This is a genomic window from Paenibacillus xylanexedens, assembly GCF_007680605.1.
Classification (GTDB): Bacteria; Bacillota; Bacilli; order Paenibacillales; family Paenibacillaceae; genus Paenibacillus; species Paenibacillus xylanexedens_B.
This window is the reverse complement of sequence record NZ_VEIO01000001.1, coordinates 515411-534294: the sequence shown is the minus strand read 5'-3', so window position 1 is coordinate 534294 and position 18884 is coordinate 515411. Positions and strand designations below refer to the sequence as shown.

The following is an 18884-nucleotide window of genomic DNA, read 5'->3' as shown; positions in this document are numbered from 1 at the left end:
AACGGATCGCGGCAGATATTCGGAAGGAGACATCAGGATGAGTAAAGAAAAACAGCCCAGTGCTCAGCCGTTTATTATCCCCCAGCCTATTCGAAGTGACGGTGCAGGCGGCCCGGATTATGGACCAAGAGATGTATTAAGAGACAAGCAAAATCCCGATATGCTTGTGCCCCCTAAGACAGACAATGGCTTGTTACCTAACCTCAGGATGTCCTTCTCTGACACCCACATGCAGCTCAATCACGGCGGCTGGTCACGTGAAATTACGGTGCGTGATCTGCCTGTTGCCACGACGCTCGCCGGAGTGAATATGAGCCTGACTCCGGGCGGCGTCCGCGAACTGCACTGGCATCAGCAATCGGAATGGGCCTATATGATCTGGGGTACAGCCCGCATCACTTCTGTGGATCAGAACGGGCGGAACTTTATCGCTGATGTGGGTCCTGGTGATCTTTGGTTTTTCCCAAAAGGACTTCCTCATTCGATTCAAGGGTTGGAGAACGGGTGTGAATTTTTATTGGTATTCGATGATGGGAGCTTCTCTGATCTAAATACATTATCCATCTCAGACTGGTTTGCCCATACGCCACCAGAGGTATTATCCTTGAATTTCGGCGTTCCTGAATCAGCCTTTCAATCGATGCCCAAGGAACAGGTTTATATTTTTCAAGATGATGTACCCGGTTCACTCGAAAGCCAGCGTGTTCAATCACCCTACGGAACGGTTCCTCTTCCGTTTACCTATCGTTTGCTAGCACAGGAACCTTTGATTACACCAGGAGGAAGTGTGCGCATCGTCGATTCCACCAACTTCCCGATCTCCACTACAGTCGCTGCAGCACTAGTCGAGATTAAACCTGGAGCGATGCGTGAGTTACACTGGCACCCCAATGCCGATGAATGGCAGTACTATTTGACGGGTGAAGGACGAATGACCGTCTTTGGTGGCAATGGTATCGCACGAACCTTTGATTACCGGGCTGGAGATGTAGGGTATGTTCCCGTTGCCATGGGCCACTATATACAAAATACCGGTAAAGACACATTATGGTTTTTGGAAATATTCCGAAGTGACCGTTTTGAGGATGTTTCTCTGAATCAATGGATGGCTCTGACACCGCGCGATCTGGTACGAGACAATCTGAATGCCCCTCCAGAACTGCTGGATGCATTGCGCAAAGTGAAATGGCCTGTCGTATAAAAATAACATGAGCCTGTATCATGCTTTTCGAATTCGGGTAACAATAAAAGCAGACTTACCCTTGAAAAAGTGGTCTGCTTTTTTGTCTCCTCGATTTTTATTGTCCTCTAGTATTCGCAACGTTCCCTACACTCTCACACTCCGCGCTTGATTGCCTGGATATACACGCTTTCCCCTTCAAAGCTGAGAATTTCATCCTGCTCTTTCTCCACGATATTAAAATAACTTCTCACCTTTTCCTTCGCATGTAGTAATCTTGCTTCAAGCTCCAGCCGCCCTTCTCCAAAGAGGGTTGCACGTGTGCACCAATCATCAAAATGAAATTTTTTTGCAAAAGAAACCATCTTTTCGACCCGATACCCCATACGTTCAAAAAGCGCAATCCATTCTGTTTTCCGCCATGCCCGAACATGACTAGGGTCACGCATCTTCTCTATGTCGTTGTAGAAACGATCCAGTTCATCCTGCTCCGGAGCTACATTGTCAATGAACAGTAATCGGCCACCAAGTTTGGTAACTCGATAAGCCTCAGAAGCAAACGAGGATACATCCGGAAAATGATGCGCTGCAATCCGGCAGGTCACCAACTCAAAGCTGTTGTCCGGAAAAGGTATATGCTCTGCATCTCCCGTTACAAAATCCACATTTTCATGACCATTGCCCTGGATAAAACGTGTAGCCACCTCTAACATCCCTTCAGTCAGATCGAGGGCTGTCACGCGACTTACCAGCGGAGCAAGCGCATTCGCCACATGTCCTCCACCCGTTGCTATATCCAGCACATTCATATGTTCTGCCGCCTGAGATGATGCAACGAGCAACGCAAGGTCCTCACCTTGTGCATGAATTGCACTTGTGACATAATGCTCGGCATTCTGAGAAAATTGCTTCCGCATCTGATTTTTGATCTGATCCCTCTCCATTTTGATTCCTCCTCTTTCTCTTGGACATATCTTACGGATATATGCTTGATTTTACTTTCCGTCACTTCTGTATTTCTAAAGTTCCATCTAGTGAAACTCAGTTTCATTATATATACATTCATCATATCATACCCCCTACCCAAACGAAACAAGAAACACAAAAAAGCATCCCTTCAATGAAAATTTCACTGGAGAGATGCCTAGAGTTGATAATCGTTTCACCATGGGTACAGCAAGTTCACCTGAACTTGCATTAACCTATTTTTTTTATTTAACAAGCGTAGGTGATTTCTTCCACAATCCAAGAATCAGACCGGAGATGACAGAGCCAATAACAACTGCGAGCAGGAACAGCAGAGTGTGGTTAGCGAGAAGTGCTACAAAGACACCACCGTGCGGAGCGGGAACATTAATGCTCCACAGCTGAGTAAGTCCACCTGCTACCGCAGAACCAATAATACAAGAGGTCAGTACACGAAGCGGGTCAGCCGCTGCAAATGGAATTGCACCTTCCGTAATAAAGGAAAGGCCGAGTACATAGTTTGTCAGACCGGATTTACGCTCTTGCTCCGTGAATTTGGATTTGAAGAACGTTGTTGCAAGGGCAATCGCCAGTGGAGGAGCCATACCGCCTGCCATAACCGCTGCCATCCATGCCCCGTCTGTGTTTCCGCTGGATGTGAATACACCAATCGCAAAGGTATAAGCCGCTTTGTTAAACGGACCACCCATATCAATCGCCATCATGCCGCCGAGCAGCAAACCGAGCAATACTTTGTTACCTGTTCCCAGGTTACCCAGTGCATCTACAAGCCAGGTGTTCAGGGAACCAAAAATCGGATCAAAAACATAGAAACTAATTGTACCCACGATCAGCAGACCAAGTACCGGGTAGAGCAGGATCGGTTTCAAGCCATCGATCGCTTTTGGAAGACCTTTCAGCGCTTTACGCAATCCAATAACAACATAACCCGCAAGGAAACCGGCAGCTAGACCACCAAGGAAACCTGCATTGGAGTTTACAGCCATCAAACCACCGACCATACCAGGCATCAGGGCTGGACGATCACCGATACTCATCGCGATAAATCCGGCAAGTACAGGAATCAGGAAATGGAACGCGCCTGTTCCTCCACCAATGGTTTGCAGCAATTGTACGATCGGATTCTCAGGACTTGCAAGTTGTTCAAACAAGAAGGAGATGGCGAGCAGGATACCACCGCCGACAACGAATGGTAGCATGTGTGAAATCCCGTTCATCAAATCTTTGTAAATTTTGCTTCCCACGCTTATCTTGCTATCGCCTGCACCTTCATCGCTCGCTTTTCCACCTTGGCTACGATAGATCGGTGCATCGCCGTTAACCGCCTTGCGGATCAGTTCTTCGGATTTACGAATCCCGTCACTTACGGGTCTTTGCAACACCGGTTTACCGTCAAAACGAGCCATCTCTACATTTTTGTCAGCAGCGATGATAACACCTTTGGCACGAGCGATCTCGTCAGCAGTTAATACGTTTTGTGCACCTTCGGAACCGTTGGTCTCAACACGTATATTGATGCCCATTTCTTGGGCTTTTTTCTTCAAAGCATCCTCTGCCATAAATGTATGAGCGATACCTGTTGGACATGCTGTAACAGCAACAACGAAATCTTCTGTATTTGCGTTTCCAACAATGACACCGGAGTTGTTTTTCACGTTGTTAGCACTACTTTCAGTCGAAGATGCTTGTGCTTCTTTCTCTAATTTCGCTTTCTCTTTCATTGCTTCTTTCTCTGCAGCTTCCGCTTGCTTCGCATCAAACAAAGCGCTAACTTCTTGAGGTGTATTGGTGTTCATCAGCTCAGCGATGAAATCGCTGTCAACGAGCAACCTTGAAAGAGCCGCTAATGTGCGGAGATGCGTATTGCCCGCGCCTTCTGGAGCTGCAATCATGAAGAAGATATGAGCAGGCTGGTCATCCAACGCTTCGAAGTCCAAACCCTGTTTACTTTTTGCAAAAACGACTGTTGGTTCATTGACCGCTTTGGTTTTTGCGTGTGGCATAGCAATACCGCCGCCGATGCCAGTGCTGGACTCGGCTTCTCTTTTGTAGATCATTTCTTTAAATAACGCTGGATCATTAATACGTCCACTCTGGTTAAGACTAGCAATCAGTTCGTCGATCACCTCGTCTTTGGTTGTTGCTTGCAGATCCATAATCATCGTTTCCTGGATCATTAAGTCAGTGATTTTCATCTTGGAACACTCCCTTAAGTTCGGTCGGCCTGCACATGGGGCAGGCCTTATATCAGTTATTCAAGGTAATTAAAGCGTTGTAATCGTCACCTGATTACGCAATTCGTCAATAAACTCACGTGTAGCGAGGTCATCCGAGAAGGCTGTCGCACTGCCGGAAGCTACCCCTGTACGGAATGCTTCAAGCAAGTCTCCTTGTAACACATAGGTACCAACAAATCCGCCAATCATCGAATCACCGGCACCAACGGAATTTTTCACAGTGCCTTTAGGTACGGTTGCGTGATAGACATTCGTCTCGGTGATGAACAATGCTCCTTCTCCAGCCATGGAGATCAACACATGTTTGGCACCTGCTTCGAGCAATTTACGTCCGTAAGAAACCAATTCTTCACGTGTTTCAATGGTTACGCCAAACAATTCAGCTAGTTCATGATGGTTCGGCTTCACCAGTAGCGGCTGATGAACGAGTGCTTGCATCAGAGCAGGTCCTGTTGTATCAATCACGAACTCGGCTTCTGTCTGTTTACATACATGAATGAGACGATCATAGAAATCTGAACCAAGTGATGGCGGAACGCTACCAGAGAGAACAACGATATCTCCTTTTTGCAAAGAAGATAGTTTATTTAGTAATTGCTCGGCCTCTTCTGTACGAATCGCTGGTCCAAGACCGTTAATTTCTGTCTCATCCCCATGCTTCAGCTTGATGTTAATGCGAGTATCATCTGCAATGGTGACAAAATCCGTTTGAATCGCATCTTCCTGCAACTTGTCATTGATGAAACGTCCCGTGAATCCACCCAAAAATCCGATAGCTGTGTTCGCAGCACCGAGTTGATTCAGAATCCTGGAAACGTTAATGCCTTTCCCGCCAGGTAATTTCAAATCCCGATTCATGCGGTTAAGCCCGCCAAGCTTCAAATCGTGTACTTCGACGATGTAATCAATGGACGGGTTGAGTGTTATCGTATATATCATCGCTATCCCTCAATTATTTTAGTTTTCTGGGTGATTACTGCACGCCAATGTTCAGGCATTCGCTCCGTAATCAAATCTGCCTCCTCCAAATCAAACAATTTGGCAAAAGTAATATCCCCGATTTTGCTGGAATCAGCCAGCACATAGGATTTCCCTGACAATTGATGTGCACGCCTCTTAATCAAGGCTTCCTCTGGATCAGGAGTTGTATACCCCATTTCCGGATCTACTCCGTTACTTCCTAGAAAACACTTGTCAAATCGGAAATTATCCATGTTCTGTAGCGCGATACTGCCGATCACCGCTTTGGTATGAATTTTCATCATGCCACCCAGCAAGTAACTGCGAATTCGTTTGCTTACCAGCGCCTCCACATGGGATAGTCCATTGGTGACCACGGTTACATCCCTGGCTTCGATAAAAGGGATCATAGCGAGTGTTGTTGTGCCTGCATCCAGATAAATGCACTCTCCATTCTGGATTTCCTGCGCTGCCAGGCGGGCAATCACTGTCTTCTGTTGAATGTTTTTGAACGTTTTTTCCTCCATACCTGGTTCTAATGACTTTTCATTTACCAGTGAAGCACCACCATGAATACGTTTGAGCATCTGTCGGCTTTCCAGATCAATCAAATCTCTTCTAATCGTGGATTCAGAAACACCCAACACATCAACCAGTTCTTGCAACTTCACAATTCCCTGTAAATGTAAGCGCTCTACAATTGCAGCATATCGTTCTTCAGTCAGCATATGCATTCCTCCAACTGCTTCTATAGTATCATAAATCCCGTAAAAAACAATCATTTTCATTCAAAATAATTTAAAAACCTTCAAAAACTTTCACTGTTCGACTTATTTTCTTGTCCAAGTGTCCCTATCCAATAATCCCTAGCACGCATCTGATAACCTAGTCCCTGCAACGGAGAGGTGATGACTTCAATGTCAGACCGTACGATCAAACGACGGAAAACCTGTGTGTTACATCCAACCAAAGAATCTTCACGCATGCGTTCGGGCTGGATTTCCTTCAATTGGAGCGGTTACGCAAAAAGAAAAACAACTCATCCCTATAGGCGGATTTCTGCTGATTGGACCGTACTGTCGTCTGAACGGCCGCCCTCCTGCCTTCTGTACCAGAGATAAAGGAATCCTGATTCAGGGCCAGCGTATCTTATCGATACCCGAATCTCCCAATTGTCGCAGAGATGGATTTGTAGTTCGTCGTGCTCATTAAGACTTGTCATTAAAAATCCTGCAACAACCGCCGCTTCTGGTGGCAGTGCTGCAGGATTTTGACGTTTTTGTATAATACGGCGTATTTCTACAATAACTCCGTGCTTTCCACTTCCGGCTTGGGTTTGAGCCATTTGCCTTCTTCGTTGATAAAAGCACCCTTGAATCTTCCCATCTCCAGTTGCTCGATGAGCTTTTCCTCATCCGTTGCCAGTATCTCAATTAACTGTTCTAAGGTGTAATATTGTTCTGGATCATAATCAATCAAGATGGGTACAGCGGTGTCATATAATTCACGGATCAGATTCTCGAAAGAAAGTCGCCCAAGATTGGGCATCTGCCGATAGAGCTGTAATGGCTGAGAGACCATATTACGGAATGATTTGTTCTCAAGATTCATCCACAACGTGTTACAGGCTTGCACACTCATATAATTTTGCTCTACATCATAGAACTGTACTTCCTCAATTTTCATAAACTTCTCTTGAAAAGCTACAATTTTGGTTAGAGGTACATTGCGTACACGTGATGCTTTTTTGACATGAGCCCTGAATTGCTCATAATTCATTTGTTTTATTTGTTTCTTTTCTACCATTTGTTATCCCTGCCTTTAACATGATCCAAACGACATTTTACAATAAATCGACACCGAGTGTAAGTCACAATGTAAAAAAACAAAAAAAACGTACAGCATCTCCTGCTGCACGAAATAATTTATAGGATTGCCTCAGCCAAGAACGGGGCGTTTCACCCATGTCTCCGTAAATTCCAGCTCATTGTAATCATAAAACCCACGAAGTGTCTCCTCCCGGTCATCGAGGAACAATTGATCGGCTATACCTGCAACCAGTTTGGGGATGGCACTTCTGGTGCCCGATATCGCTGAAGCAGACAGCCCACAACTGGCCAGAGCAGAATAATTGAATATAAACAAACCATGCAGTAGCGTTTTTCCCTGTTCACTTTTACTGGTCATTGCAAATCCAGCGCTTAAAAAAGGGTGTGCATCAAGTAGCGCATTCCGAACTTCCAGCGGGGCTTCGTAACAATCTTGCCAGCGAGCAATGTGCTGTTCCACGAGTTGCAGTTCAGGACGAAGAGCGGGATCGCTGAGCAGACCTGTACTTACAATAAGGAAATCAAACGTATAAGTTCCATGTGCCGTTTCAACCTTTGCTCCTTGATTCGTAGCCTGCACGCTTAACCACGGTGAATCCAGATGTAGCTCGAATCCAGGCCAAGATGCGGCCCGGTTGAACGTATCATTGGTAGGTGGCTGATTATATTTGAAAAAGTGAGATATCACCTGATACTTATCAGCCATAGGTAAAGCGTGAAACCGCTCGATCATGCCGGATTGTTCCATTTGACGAATCGGATTGACTCGTGGTAATTGTTCACGTCTGACAAAAACATGGGCTTCAGCCACACCTGAGGCTAGCGCGTGGTTTGCATTGTCAAAAGCCGATGCACCACCGCCGAGCACTGCAACCTTTTTTCCTTTTAACCGTTCAAAGTCAATTTTTTCTGAGGTATGGGCATACAACTCTCGCGGCAGATGATCTGAGATTATTGAGGGTACATGCCACTCACCGCCTCCTTGAATACCGGTTGCAAGCACAACTTTCCGAGCCAAAATCAGCTTTTCACGAGTTCCTTTTTCGTTTACATGCAGACGATGGATTCCATCCTGCCCAGGTTCAATGAGGTTCAACTTAACTTCGTTCTGTACTGGAAGGTCCAGCACTTCCCGATACCAACGCAAATAATTCATCCAGTCCCCGCGCGGGATTTTATCGATCTGCTGCCATCCCTCAACACCCTCCTGAGCCTCCCACCATGCACGAAAAGTCAGCGATGGAATCCCTAGATCAATAGAAGTTAGGTGCTTCGGCGTCCGCAACGTTACCATACGTGCATAAGTTTCCCATGGCCCTTCTTGCCCTGCCACATTCTCGTCGATGATCAGAATATTCGAGATCCGTTCGCGCAAAAGTCCAAATGCAGCCCCAAGGCCGCTCTGTCCACCGCCTACAACAACAACATCATAGACATGCCCCTCTGCATGCTCTCTTGTACGAACCCAGCTGGTACCTCCAAAACATAGATAAGCTAAATCTTGCTTCACACGTTCATTCAAAGCTTCGAGGCCCATACTTCACCAACCCTTTCATAATCTATCTAGAACAGGCTTCGTTGCATTCATACACACTCATCTCCAGGTTACTTTGCAATATCCGAATAGAATTAGCGTTATTATATGAGTTGAAATCCGGTAGGGGAAGCTAACAGAAACGTAATTGTCATTCAACCTAAAAAAGTTGGGTATACTTGTTTCCCTATACTAAAGAAAATCACTATGTTTAAAATTTGCGCTGAGATACTTTTTAATCAATGAAGATAACGGGAGAGCGTACAAAAAGACAGACTCAGATCTGCTCCAAGCCTGTTTTTCTATGACTACCCGTTATTGCACTTTTGCCAAATTATCTATATGCCTCGTACATCACATTTTAAATAAGCGTGCCTAAGTCATCTGATGAACAGACCAGAAAATCCCGTTCGTCGCACCGCTACCTAAGTTGAGTGAAATGGTTAGACCGTTTGCAGCATAGAACAGCCCGATGACGTCACCTGCATTTAAAGCCACTTCCACCGCTAAGGTAACAGAGCTGCTACCGAGCACAGCTCTAAGGGTGAGCAACGTAACAGCTACATTCAGAACGGGCAACAGTCCACTCACTAATGTTGTGACGGTTGGCGATGTTCTCTGAACCAGAAAAGCCGGATTTACTCCTGCACCCAGAGAAAGAGCAATGGCTGCGGTTGTTGCATAGTTAATTGTGGCTTCAATTGAATACCTTCCTGCCGTTGGAATCGTATAATTCCCTGTTGTTGCATTAAAATTAGGACTAGTATAGAACGGACTGGCTGTCGACCAGTTTGTTAATTGTGTACTTGTAGACGTAGTCAGATTGGCGAGAAAAGCCGAAAATCCTTCGGTTGCAAAATTAGGACCAGTCGCTCCTGTGGGTCCCGTTGCTCCAGCTGTGCCCGTCACTCCGGTGGCTCCGGTAACTCCTGCCGTACCTGTCGCACCTGTGGCTCCGGTTGCTCCTGCCGTACCTGTCGCACCTGTGGCTCCGGTGACTCCTGCCGTACCTGTCGCACCTGTGGCTCCGGTGACTCCTGCCGTGCCTGTCGCTCCTGTTACTCCAGTGATTCCTGCTGTGCCTGTCGCACCCGTTACACCGGTTACACCTGTTGCCCCTGTTCCTCCTGTGACTCCAGTCGGTCCCGTCGCACCCGTGGCTCCCACCAACCCAGTGCCTCCAGTTGCACCTGTTACGCCAGTTTCTCCCGTGATTCCAGTCGTTCCCGTCGCACCCGAGGTTCCGGCCAACCCAGTAACTCCGGTTGTACCTGTTGCCCCTGTGACTCCAGTTAACCCAGTAACCCCGGTTGGGCCTGTTGCTCCAGTCCCTCCCGTGACCCCACTCGTTCCCGTCGCACCCGTTACCCCAGCCACTCCAGTAACCCCGGTTGCACCTGTCGCACCAGTCTCTCCCGTGATCCCACTCGTTCCCGTCGCGCCCGTGGCTCCGACCAACCCAGTAACCCCGGTTGGGCCTGTTGCACCCGTTTCTCCCGTGACTCCAGTCGATCCTGTCACACCTGTCACACCTGTTGCTCCGGCATCTCCAGTAACTCCGGTTGGACCTGTTACCCCAGTCTCTCCCGTAACTCCAGTCGCTCCGGTAGCACCCGTGAGTCCGACCTCTCCAGTTACCCCGGTTGGGCCTGTTGCCCCTGTCTCTCCCGTGACTCCCGTCGGTCCGGTCGCACCTGTTACTCCGGTCAACCCAGTAACCCCGGTTGGACCTGTTGCACCCGTTTCTCCCGTGACTCCCGTCGGTCCGGTCGCACCTGTTACTCCGGTCAACCCAGTAACCCCGGTTGGACCTGTTGCACCCGTTTCTCCCGTGACTCCAGTCGATCCTGTCATACCCGTTGCTCCGACCTCTCCAGTAACCCCAGTTGCTCCTGTCGCCCCAGTCTCTCCTGTGACTCCCGTCGGTCCCGTCGCACCCGTTACCCCAGCCACTCCAGTAGCTCCGGTTGCTCCGGTTGGCCCAGTTTCTCCTGTTACTCCAGTTGATCCCGTCGCGCCTGTTTCTCCAGTCTCTCCCGTGACTCCAGTTGTTCCGGTCGCACCCGTTGCACCGACCGCTCCAGTAACCCCGGTTACGCCTGTCGGTCCGGTCGCACCTGTGACTCCGGACACTCCAGTTACCCCGGTTGTGCCTGTCGCCCCAGTCTCTCCCGTGACTCCAGTCGGTCCCGTCGCACCCGTGGCTCCGACCACTCCAGTAGCTCCAGTTACACCTGTTACACCTGTTGCACCAGTTGTTCCGGTCGCACCCGTGGCCCCGGACACTCCAGTTCCCCCGGTTGCGCCTGTCGCCCCAGTCTCTCCCGTGACTCCAGTTGTTCCAGTCACACCCGTTACCCCAACCACTCCAGTTACCCCAGTTGCGCCTGTTGCACCAGTCTCTCCCGTGACTCCACTCGGTCCCGTCGCGCCCGTGGCTCCGGCCAACCCTGTAACTCCAGTTGTTCCCGTCGCACCTGTTACTCCAGCCACTCCAGTAACCCCAGTCGCTCCGGTCTCACCCGTGAGTCCGACCTCTCCAGTTACCCCGGTTGTGCCTGTTGTCCCTGTGACTCCAGTTACCCCAGTAACCCCGGTTGGTCCTGTTGCTCCAGTCCCTCCCGTGACCCCACTCGTTCCCGTCGCACCCGTTACCCCAGCCACTCCAGTAACCCCGGTTGCGCCTGTCGCCCCAGTCTCTCCCGTGAATCCAGTCGATCCTGTCACACCTGTTGCTCCGGCATCTCCAGTAACTCCGGTTGCACCTGTTACCCCTGTCTCTCCCGTAACTCCAGTCGCTCCGGTAGCACCCGTGAGTCCGACCTCTCCAGTTACCCCGGTTGTGCCTGTTGCCCCAGTCTCTCCTGTGACTCCAGTCGGTCCGGTCTCACCCGTGGCCCCGACCTCTCCAGTTACCCCGGTTGCACCTGTTACCCCTGTCTCTCCCGTAACTCCAGTCGGTCCGGTCGCACCTGTAACTCCGGTTGCTCCTGTTGTACCTGTTTCTCCCGTGACTCCAGTTATTCCGGTCGTACCCGTTACTCCGGACAATCCAGTAACCCCAGTTGCTCCTGTTGCGCCAGTTTCTCCTGTGACTCCAGTCGGTCCGGTCTCACCCGTTACTCCGGACAATCCAGTAACCCCAGTTGCTCCTGTTGCGCCAGTTTCTCCTGTGACTCCAGTCGGTCCGGTCTCACCCGTTACTCCGGACAATCCAGTAACCCCAGTTGCTCCTGTTGCGCCAGTTTCTCCTGTGACTCCAGTCAGTCCAGTCAGTCCGGTCGCACCCGTTGCTCCGACCGACCCCGTAACTCCGGTTACGCCTGTCGCCCCAGTCTCTCCCGTAACTCCATTCGGTCCGGTCGCACCTGTAACTCCAGACACTCCAGTTACCCCGGTTGCTCCTGCCAACCCAGTAACTCCGGTTGCTCCTGTAGCTCCTGTTTCTCCTGTAATTCCAGTCGTTCCCGTCGCACCCGTGGTTCCGACCGACCCAGTAACCCCGGTTGTGCCTGTTGCCCCAGTTTCTCCCGTGAATCCAGTTGTTCCCGTCGCACCCGTGGCTCCGATCACTCCAGTAGCTCCGGTTACACCTGTTGCCCCAGTCTCTCCCGAGACTCCAGTCGTTCCGGTCACACCCGTTACTCCTGCCTCTCCAGTTACCCCGGTTGCTCCTGTTGGCCCTGTTTCTCCTGTGACTCCAGTTGTTCCAGTCACACCTGCTACTCCGATCACTCCAGTAACCCCGGTTGCGCCTGTCGCCCCAGTCTCTCCCGTGACTCCAGTCGGTCCCGTCGCGCCCGTTGCTCCGGCCAACCCTGTAACTCCGGTTGCTCCTGTAACTCCAGTTGTTCCCGTCGCACCTGTTACTCCAGCCACTCCAGTTACCCCAGTTGTTCCGGTCGCACCAGTCTCTCCCATGACTCCACTCGGTCCGGTCGCACCCGTTGCTCCGGCCTCTCCAGTTACCCCGGTTGCTCCTGTTGCCCCGGTCCCTCCCGTGACTCCAGTTGTTCCAGTCATACCCGTTGCTCCGGCCAGCCCAGTAACTCCGGTTGTGCCTGTTGACCCTGTGACTCCAGTTACCCCAGTTGCTCCTGTTGCACCAGTCTCTCCCATGACTCCAGTTGTTCCGGTCTCACCCGTTATTCCGGCCACTCCAGTTACCCCAGTTGCACCTGTTGCACCAGTTTCTCCTGTAATTCCAGTTGCTCCGGTCGCACCCGTTGCCCCGACCTCTCCAATTACCCCGGTTGCTCCTGTTGCCCCAGTCTCTCCTGTAACTCCAGTCTCTCCCGTGACTCCAGTCTCTCCCGTGACTCCAGTTGTTCCGGTCGCGCCCGTTACTCCAGCCACTCCAGTTACCCCAGTTGCACCTGTTGCACCAGTCTCTCCCGTGATTCCAGTTGTTCCGGTCGCGCCAGTTACTCCGGACAATCCAGTAACTCCAGTTGCTCCTGTTGCGCCAGTTTCTCCTGTGACTCCAGTCAGTCCGGTCGCACCCGTAGCTCCGACCTCTCCAGTAACTCCAGTTGGACCTGTCGCCCCTGTCTCTCCAGTGACCCCAGTTGTGCCTGTCGCCCCAGTCTCTCCCGTGACTCCAGTCGGTCCGGTCGCGCCCGTTGCTCCGGCCAACCCAGTAACTCCGGTTGTACCTGTTGACCCAGTCTCTCCCGTTAATCCAGTCGGTCCGGTCGCACCCGTTGCTCCGGCCTCTCCAGTTACCCCGGTTACGCCTGTCGCTCCAGTCTCTCCCGTGATTCCAGTTGTTCCGGTCGCGCCCGTTACTCCGGCCACTCCAGTTACCCCAGTTGCTCCTGTTGCACCAGTCTCTCCCGTGATTCCAGTTGTTCCGGTCGCGCCCGTTACTCCGGCCACTCCAGTTACCCCAGTTGCTCCTGTTGCACCAGTCTCTCCCGTGACTCCAGTTGTTCCGGTCGCGCCCGTTACTCCAGCCACTCCAGTTACCCCAGTTGCTCCAGTTGCTCCTATTGCACCAGTCTCTCCCGTGACTCCAGTCGGTCCCGTCGCACCCGTGGCTCCGACCGCTCCAGTAACCCCGGTTACGCCTGTCGGTCCAGTCTCTCCCGTAACTCCCGTCGGCCCGATCGCGCCTGTGACTCCGGACACTCCAGTTACCCCGGTTGTGCCTGTTGACCCAGTCTCTCCCGTGATCCCAGTTGTTCCGGTCGCACCCGTTACTCCGACCGCTCCAGTAAACCCGGTTACGCCTGTTGCCCCAGTTTCTCCGGAGACTCCAGTCGTTCCCGTCGCACCCGTGGTTCCGGCCAACCCTGTAACTCCAGTTGTACCTGTTGCCCCAGTCTCTCCTGTGAACCCAGTTGTTCCGGTCACACCCGTTGCTCCAGACACCCCAGTTGCTCCTGTTGCACCAGTCTCTCCCGTGACTCCAGTCGGTCCGGTCGCACCCGTGGCTCCGGCCGACCCAGTAACTCCGGTTGTACCTGTAACTCCAGTTGTTCCCGTTGCACCTGTTACTCCAGCCACTCCAGTAACCCCAGTTGCTCCTGTTGCACCAGTCTCTCCCGTGACTCCAGTCGGTCCCGTCGCACCTGTGACTCCGGACACTCCAGTTACCCCGGTTGTGCCTGTCGCCCCAGTCTCTCCCGTGACTCCAGTCGGTCCAGTCGCACCCGTGGCTCCGACCACTCCAGTAGCTCCAGTTACACCTGTTACACCTGTTGCACCAGTTGTTCCGGTCGCACCTGTGGCCCCGGACACTCCAGTTCCCCCGGTTGCGCCTGTCGTCCCAGTCTCTCCCGTGATTCCAGTCGGTCCCGTCGCCCCGGTGGCTCCGGTCTCTCCAGTAACCCCGGTTGCTCCGGTTGCTCCGGTTACACCTGTTGCCCCAGTTTCTCCCGAGACTCCAGTCGTTCCCGTCGAGCCCGTGGCTCCGGCCAACCCAGTAACTCCGGTTGTGCCTATTGACCCAGTCTCTCCCGTGACTCCAGTTATTCCCGTCGCACCCGTGGCTCCGGTCACACCCGTTACTCCGGACTCTCCAGTAGCTCCGGTTGCGCCTGTTGCCCCTGTTTCTCCTGTAACTCCAGACGGTCCGGTTACACCCGTCACCCCGGTTACACCAGTGGCTCCATTATCTCCTCTTAGTCCCATCTTTCCTCGAAAGCCTCTCGGCCCCCTAAGATATAGAGGGACACATCTTTTCTTCTTTTTAACTTTATGTTTATTTTTTCTACGAGATTTTCTTTTTTTTGCTAACATCAACCTTACTTTTGACTTCTTTTGACCGTTACGTCTTGCTCTGCTAGTTAAAGATAACTTACGATCTTGTTTGGATGTACCACTCACAAAACAACCCTCCCTTACATAAAAGTACTTATCCGCTGTTGTATTCATATACTTTATGTCTAAGACTGGCTATGTGAGCCGCCTAATTCACAGGGATTCCTTGATTTTGGAGCGCCCTTCCCCTAACGCAAAAAAACAGTTACCTTCGGAGAGTAAATACACCGACTGTAACTGTATTTTTTATAAACCAAGTTCTTTAATCATCACGATTTCAAAAGCATGCGCCATCGCGATTCTGAATCTAGTTTTGGACAAGTGTTACAATAGCCATGGGCAGAACTGCCGCTACCCACTTGATACGCCAGACAGCAATACCTGCGGATCAGAAGCGGAGGACCCTCCCATTCCGGATGTTCAAAGCGTTGCAACCGAGTCGAAAATGTATTATTCGTTGACTCCTCTAGCCATACATGTGCATCATGCTTAATGAGCTCAAGACGCTTATCCGTCTTCCATATGGCGTGATCTTCAATTATCTGTGTAAGCAATTGTTGTACATTGTGTGCCACCAGTTCATTCATAACCCTTACGCTTGCTCCTGTTGCCGCAGCAACGGATTGGAAGATACGTTCCAAGTGTAGCTGTAAACTATCCCGTAGCATTCTAATTTCTGTCCTGCGCTGAGCCAAAACCTCACTAGTGGAATCTATATTAGTCCCAATCCCCAGTTCTGAACCATTATCTATACTTCTTTCCAACCGGGTCTCATAGCGCATCCCGCCTGTGCCATTCAACTTGAATCGTACAACGTCATCCTCAATATTCAGATGAGTATCATATAGACTGCAAGCTGAGATTACAGCCATAACCCATACCGAATATCGCTTGGCAAAAAGGGTACCTACTGCCACACTTCCTGTTCCGCCTAGATCAAGTCCTTGTTGTAAGGCTTGTTGGTGTAATATCAAGCCTCTCTTCTCATCATGTAGCAAATCACTGACAGCAAAAGCATATGTGGAGTTCTCATCTGCTCCACGGATACTCGTCACAAAAGAAGTTTCCAAAACAGCCACCATCTCTGAACGGTCATTCCCTGAATAACGTACCATCTATTGAATCATATCTTTAATTTCATTTAATATTTCGCTTCGTCCTATAGCTCCCCATCCTTTAAACAACCAGAAGGAGTCGGTTTGATAGACCTGGTCGGCTCCAACAGCCGGAACGCTTTTCCAAAGTGAGCTTTCTTTCATCTTACTTAAATAGTCCTGGGCATTGGGATCGGCTTCGAGCACAACATAATTGGCATCGATATCTGCTATCTTCTCCATAGACAGATCTTCACGTTGTTCAGCAGGGGTCACAGCAGAAGGTTCAAACCCAAGATCATGATACAAAAGTGTATTCGTCGGGTGACCTGTTGCCGCATAAATCTGCAGGTTCTTCTCCCTTACTCTTAGATAAGCCAGTTTTTTCTGACCCAACTGTTGTATTTCAGCTTTAAGTTGATCGGCTTGTAGCTCTACTTCCGCGATTTTTTCTTTAGCCAGATCAACCTTATTGTACATTCCAGCAATAGTCAGTAAATCTTGAGTCCAATACTCTGTATCGCCGTTGTAATCCATCCACTCGTCACCTAATACAATCGTAGGAGCGATTTTCTCCAACTGATCATATGAATTTTCAGCTGTTCGACTCTCTATTACAATCACATCCGGATCAATCTGAACAATAGCTTCAAGGTTGGGACTATCTGCCGAACCTACCGTTGGAACCCCTTGAAGCTGGTCTGCCAGATAAGGCAAGTAATCTCCTCCGTAGCGTACTTCTACATTAACACCCGCAGGTTTCTCTCCAATGCTAAGCATATGATCAATGTAAGCAGCAGATAACACAACCATACGCTCTATTTTTTGGGGGACAACCGAAGTTCCTTTTAGGTGTTGAATGGTTTGTGTGCCTTTATCTTCTGACGCTGTGTCCTGTTTCGGAGATGTTCCATGTGAAGCTTCAGTCATTGTCTTGCCACATGCCGCCAGAACGAGCACGAGCAGGGGCAACATAATCATATAGGCTGTTCTCTGTCTTAGCATTTCGTTTTAATTCCCCTTTTTCACTTAATAATAATAATCATTATCATTATGGTAGGGAAAAGCAAACAAGCTTTCCATGGATTATTCCACTCTCTTTACGTGTAAAATATCACCCTAAGGCAACGCCAAGCTGCTTGGCTACATACTTCATAGCCCTTACACGCCCGGTTGGACCCAGTGTTTGGAAGAAAATATCCCCTGCATCATAAACACGACCTTCCTGTACAGCCTTGGATGTTATCCATCCATCAGATTTCAACAAACGTTGAAATTGAGTTCTCGCTTCTGCTGTAGGATCCACCATAACAAATAGATGATCCGCGTTGTATAGTTGCACATCATTGATGTTCATCTCCACAGCCCACTGTTCGCTTGGGTAATTCTCTGGTATATGTAATCCCAAATCATCATACAGCAAGGAACCGGTCTGATTATGCAATCCATACATCCGGTAGAATTCGGAGGAAACGCGGATAAACATTGCCGACTGCTTTCCCCATTCGGAGTGAATACGATTCTGAAGAACATGGCTTAAATTCGCATGCTGTTCGATCCAGCGAATAGCTTGTTCTTTCCGTCCCATGATATCCGCCATATACAGCAGACTTTCGCCAACTTGATTTGTGTGTTTAAGGATTGCTGTAGGAGCAATATGATGCAGTGATTCGTTTGGCTCCATACGGTCACTCGTAATGATTAAATCTGGCTGCAATCCCTTCAATTTATCATAGTTCTGACCGGAACTGTCCAGAACAAGTTCTTGAGGAGAATCGGCTTGATGTGCAGGCATAAGGGTAGGATGAGTCACTCTTTGAACATAAGATAAAGCAGACACAGGTTTCAACCCGAGTGTCAGAACAACGTCATCCAGCCCATAGTATAATGTTGCAATACGGCTAACTTTATTTTTCATATACAATGTTGGAGCAACACCTTCATTTTTCTTGAACACCCGGCTGAAATAGTGCTCGTCCCTGTATCCTACCTGCTCCGCGATGATCTTGATCTTGTCTGTAGAAAACAATAGCTGTTTGGCCTTCGTCATCCGTTGTTTCTGGATATAATCCATCGGTGTCATCCCAAATTGACGTTTGAATGTTCTTATAAAATGATTCACACTAAGCCCTGCCAGACGGGCCATGTCATGCATTCGAATGTCCTTCGTATAGTGGTGTGTCATATAATCTATGGCCAAGTTCATTCCAACCTGAGGTTGAACCAAGGGTTTAACAGAGGTCATCAACTGAATTAGCAGCTGGTGCACAAGATACTTCTTGTCTATGTTTTCCGATTCTGCCGCAGTGAAGCTTCTATACATTAATCGATCCATTCTTTCTTGAAGATCCCGCCTATTGGATGAAAATTCAAGCTTGCCTGTAACAGGAAAATCAAACGGCTTCGTGTGCCAAACATTGGGTGTTCGGACAAGTTCCACACCGGAAAATAAAATGAGCTGAACTCGGACAGTGACTTCTATATCTGTTTGTAACTCCACGTGCATGCCTGGACTAAACACAAACCAATCTTCACGGGACAACGTATACATTACGTTATCAATTGTCAAAGTCCCTGTGCCATCCATTATTCTGCACACGGCGAATCTTCTCCATATCCTGTGTTGTGACTCCCCTGGTTTACACACGTAATGGCAGATGTGAATAGAAGAAAAATATAGTCGCTCCAGCCTTTTCATCCAGTCAGTCCTTTTCATGAGAACTCCCTCTCCATTAGGGCAAGCCCTACTTCTCACCAAATTAATAATTTACTTTTTGCTTTTCACTAGCAAAATCCGAC

Annotated in this window: 11 protein-coding genes; 1 reads left to right on the top strand and 10 read right to left on the bottom strand. The window is 49.6% G+C overall.

Features of this window, described 5'->3' with window-relative positions:
- The first annotated feature begins 37 nt into the window (after window positions 1-37).
- Window positions 38-1201 carry an oxalate decarboxylase family bicupin gene (locus FS818_RS02470; protein WP_145329269.1) on the top strand — a complete coding sequence of 388 codons (1164 nt, stop codon included), beginning with the start codon at window positions 38-40 and terminating at the stop codon, window positions 1199-1201.
- A gap of 134 nt (window positions 1202-1335) precedes the next feature.
- Here FS818_RS02470 and FS818_RS02465 read toward each other — a convergent pair whose 3' ends face one another.
- From FS818_RS02465 to FS818_RS02420, 10 genes are all read right to left on the bottom strand, one after another.
- A complete protein-coding gene (locus tag FS818_RS02465; protein WP_145329267.1) occupies window positions 1336-2124 on the bottom strand; it encodes a class I SAM-dependent methyltransferase in 789 nt (262 codons plus the stop codon).
- A 267-nt stretch (window positions 2125-2391) separates the two neighbouring features.
- The gene (locus FS818_RS02460) at window positions 2392-4362 is read right to left on the bottom strand and encodes a PTS fructose transporter subunit IIABC (protein ID WP_145329265.1); all 1971 of its coding nucleotides are present in this window, start codon (window positions 4360-4362) and stop codon (window positions 2392-2394) included.
- Window positions 4363-4431: 69 nt separating this feature from the next.
- On the bottom strand, window positions 4432-5343 hold the full coding sequence (pfkB, locus tag FS818_RS02455; RefSeq protein WP_145329263.1) for a 1-phosphofructokinase: 912 nt from the start codon (window positions 5341-5343) through the stop codon (window positions 4432-4434).
- Between the two features lie 2 nt (window positions 5344-5345).
- Window positions 5346-6092 carry a DeoR/GlpR family DNA-binding transcription regulator gene (locus tag FS818_RS02450; RefSeq protein ID WP_090920406.1) on the bottom strand — a complete coding sequence of 249 codons (747 nt, stop codon included), beginning with the start codon at window positions 6090-6092 and terminating at the stop codon, window positions 5346-5348.
- 571 nt (window positions 6093-6663) lie between these two features.
- Window positions 6664-7170 carry a hypothetical protein gene (locus FS818_RS02445; RefSeq protein ID WP_145329261.1) on the bottom strand — a complete coding sequence of 169 codons (507 nt, stop codon included), beginning with the start codon at window positions 7168-7170 and terminating at the stop codon, window positions 6664-6666.
- A 132-nt stretch (window positions 7171-7302) separates the two neighbouring features.
- Complete coding sequence (locus FS818_RS02440; RefSeq protein WP_145329259.1) at window positions 7303-8730, bottom strand: NAD(P)-binding domain-containing protein; 1428 nt, start codon at window positions 8728-8730, stop codon at window positions 7303-7305.
- Between the two features lie 372 nt (window positions 8731-9102).
- The gene (locus FS818_RS29180) at window positions 9103-14862 is read right to left on the bottom strand and encodes a collagen-like domain-containing protein (RefSeq protein ID WP_260989769.1); all 5760 of its coding nucleotides are present in this window, start codon (window positions 14860-14862) and stop codon (window positions 9103-9105) included.
- A 398-nt stretch (window positions 14863-15260) separates the two neighbouring features.
- The gene (locus tag FS818_RS02430; protein WP_145329257.1) at window positions 15261-16106 is read right to left on the bottom strand and encodes a (2Fe-2S)-binding protein; all 846 of its coding nucleotides are present in this window, start codon (window positions 16104-16106) and stop codon (window positions 15261-15263) included.
- Entirely contained in the window at window positions 16107-17090 is a 984-nt protein-coding gene (locus FS818_RS02425) for an ABC transporter substrate-binding protein (protein WP_145329255.1), read from the bottom strand.
- Window positions 17091-17199: 109 nt separating this feature from the next.
- Window positions 17200-18684 (bottom strand): AraC family transcriptional regulator, encoded by a 1485-nt coding sequence (locus FS818_RS02420; RefSeq protein WP_186375395.1) that lies wholly within the window; start codon window positions 18682-18684, stop codon window positions 17200-17202.
- Window positions 18685-18884: the final 200 nt, after the last annotated feature.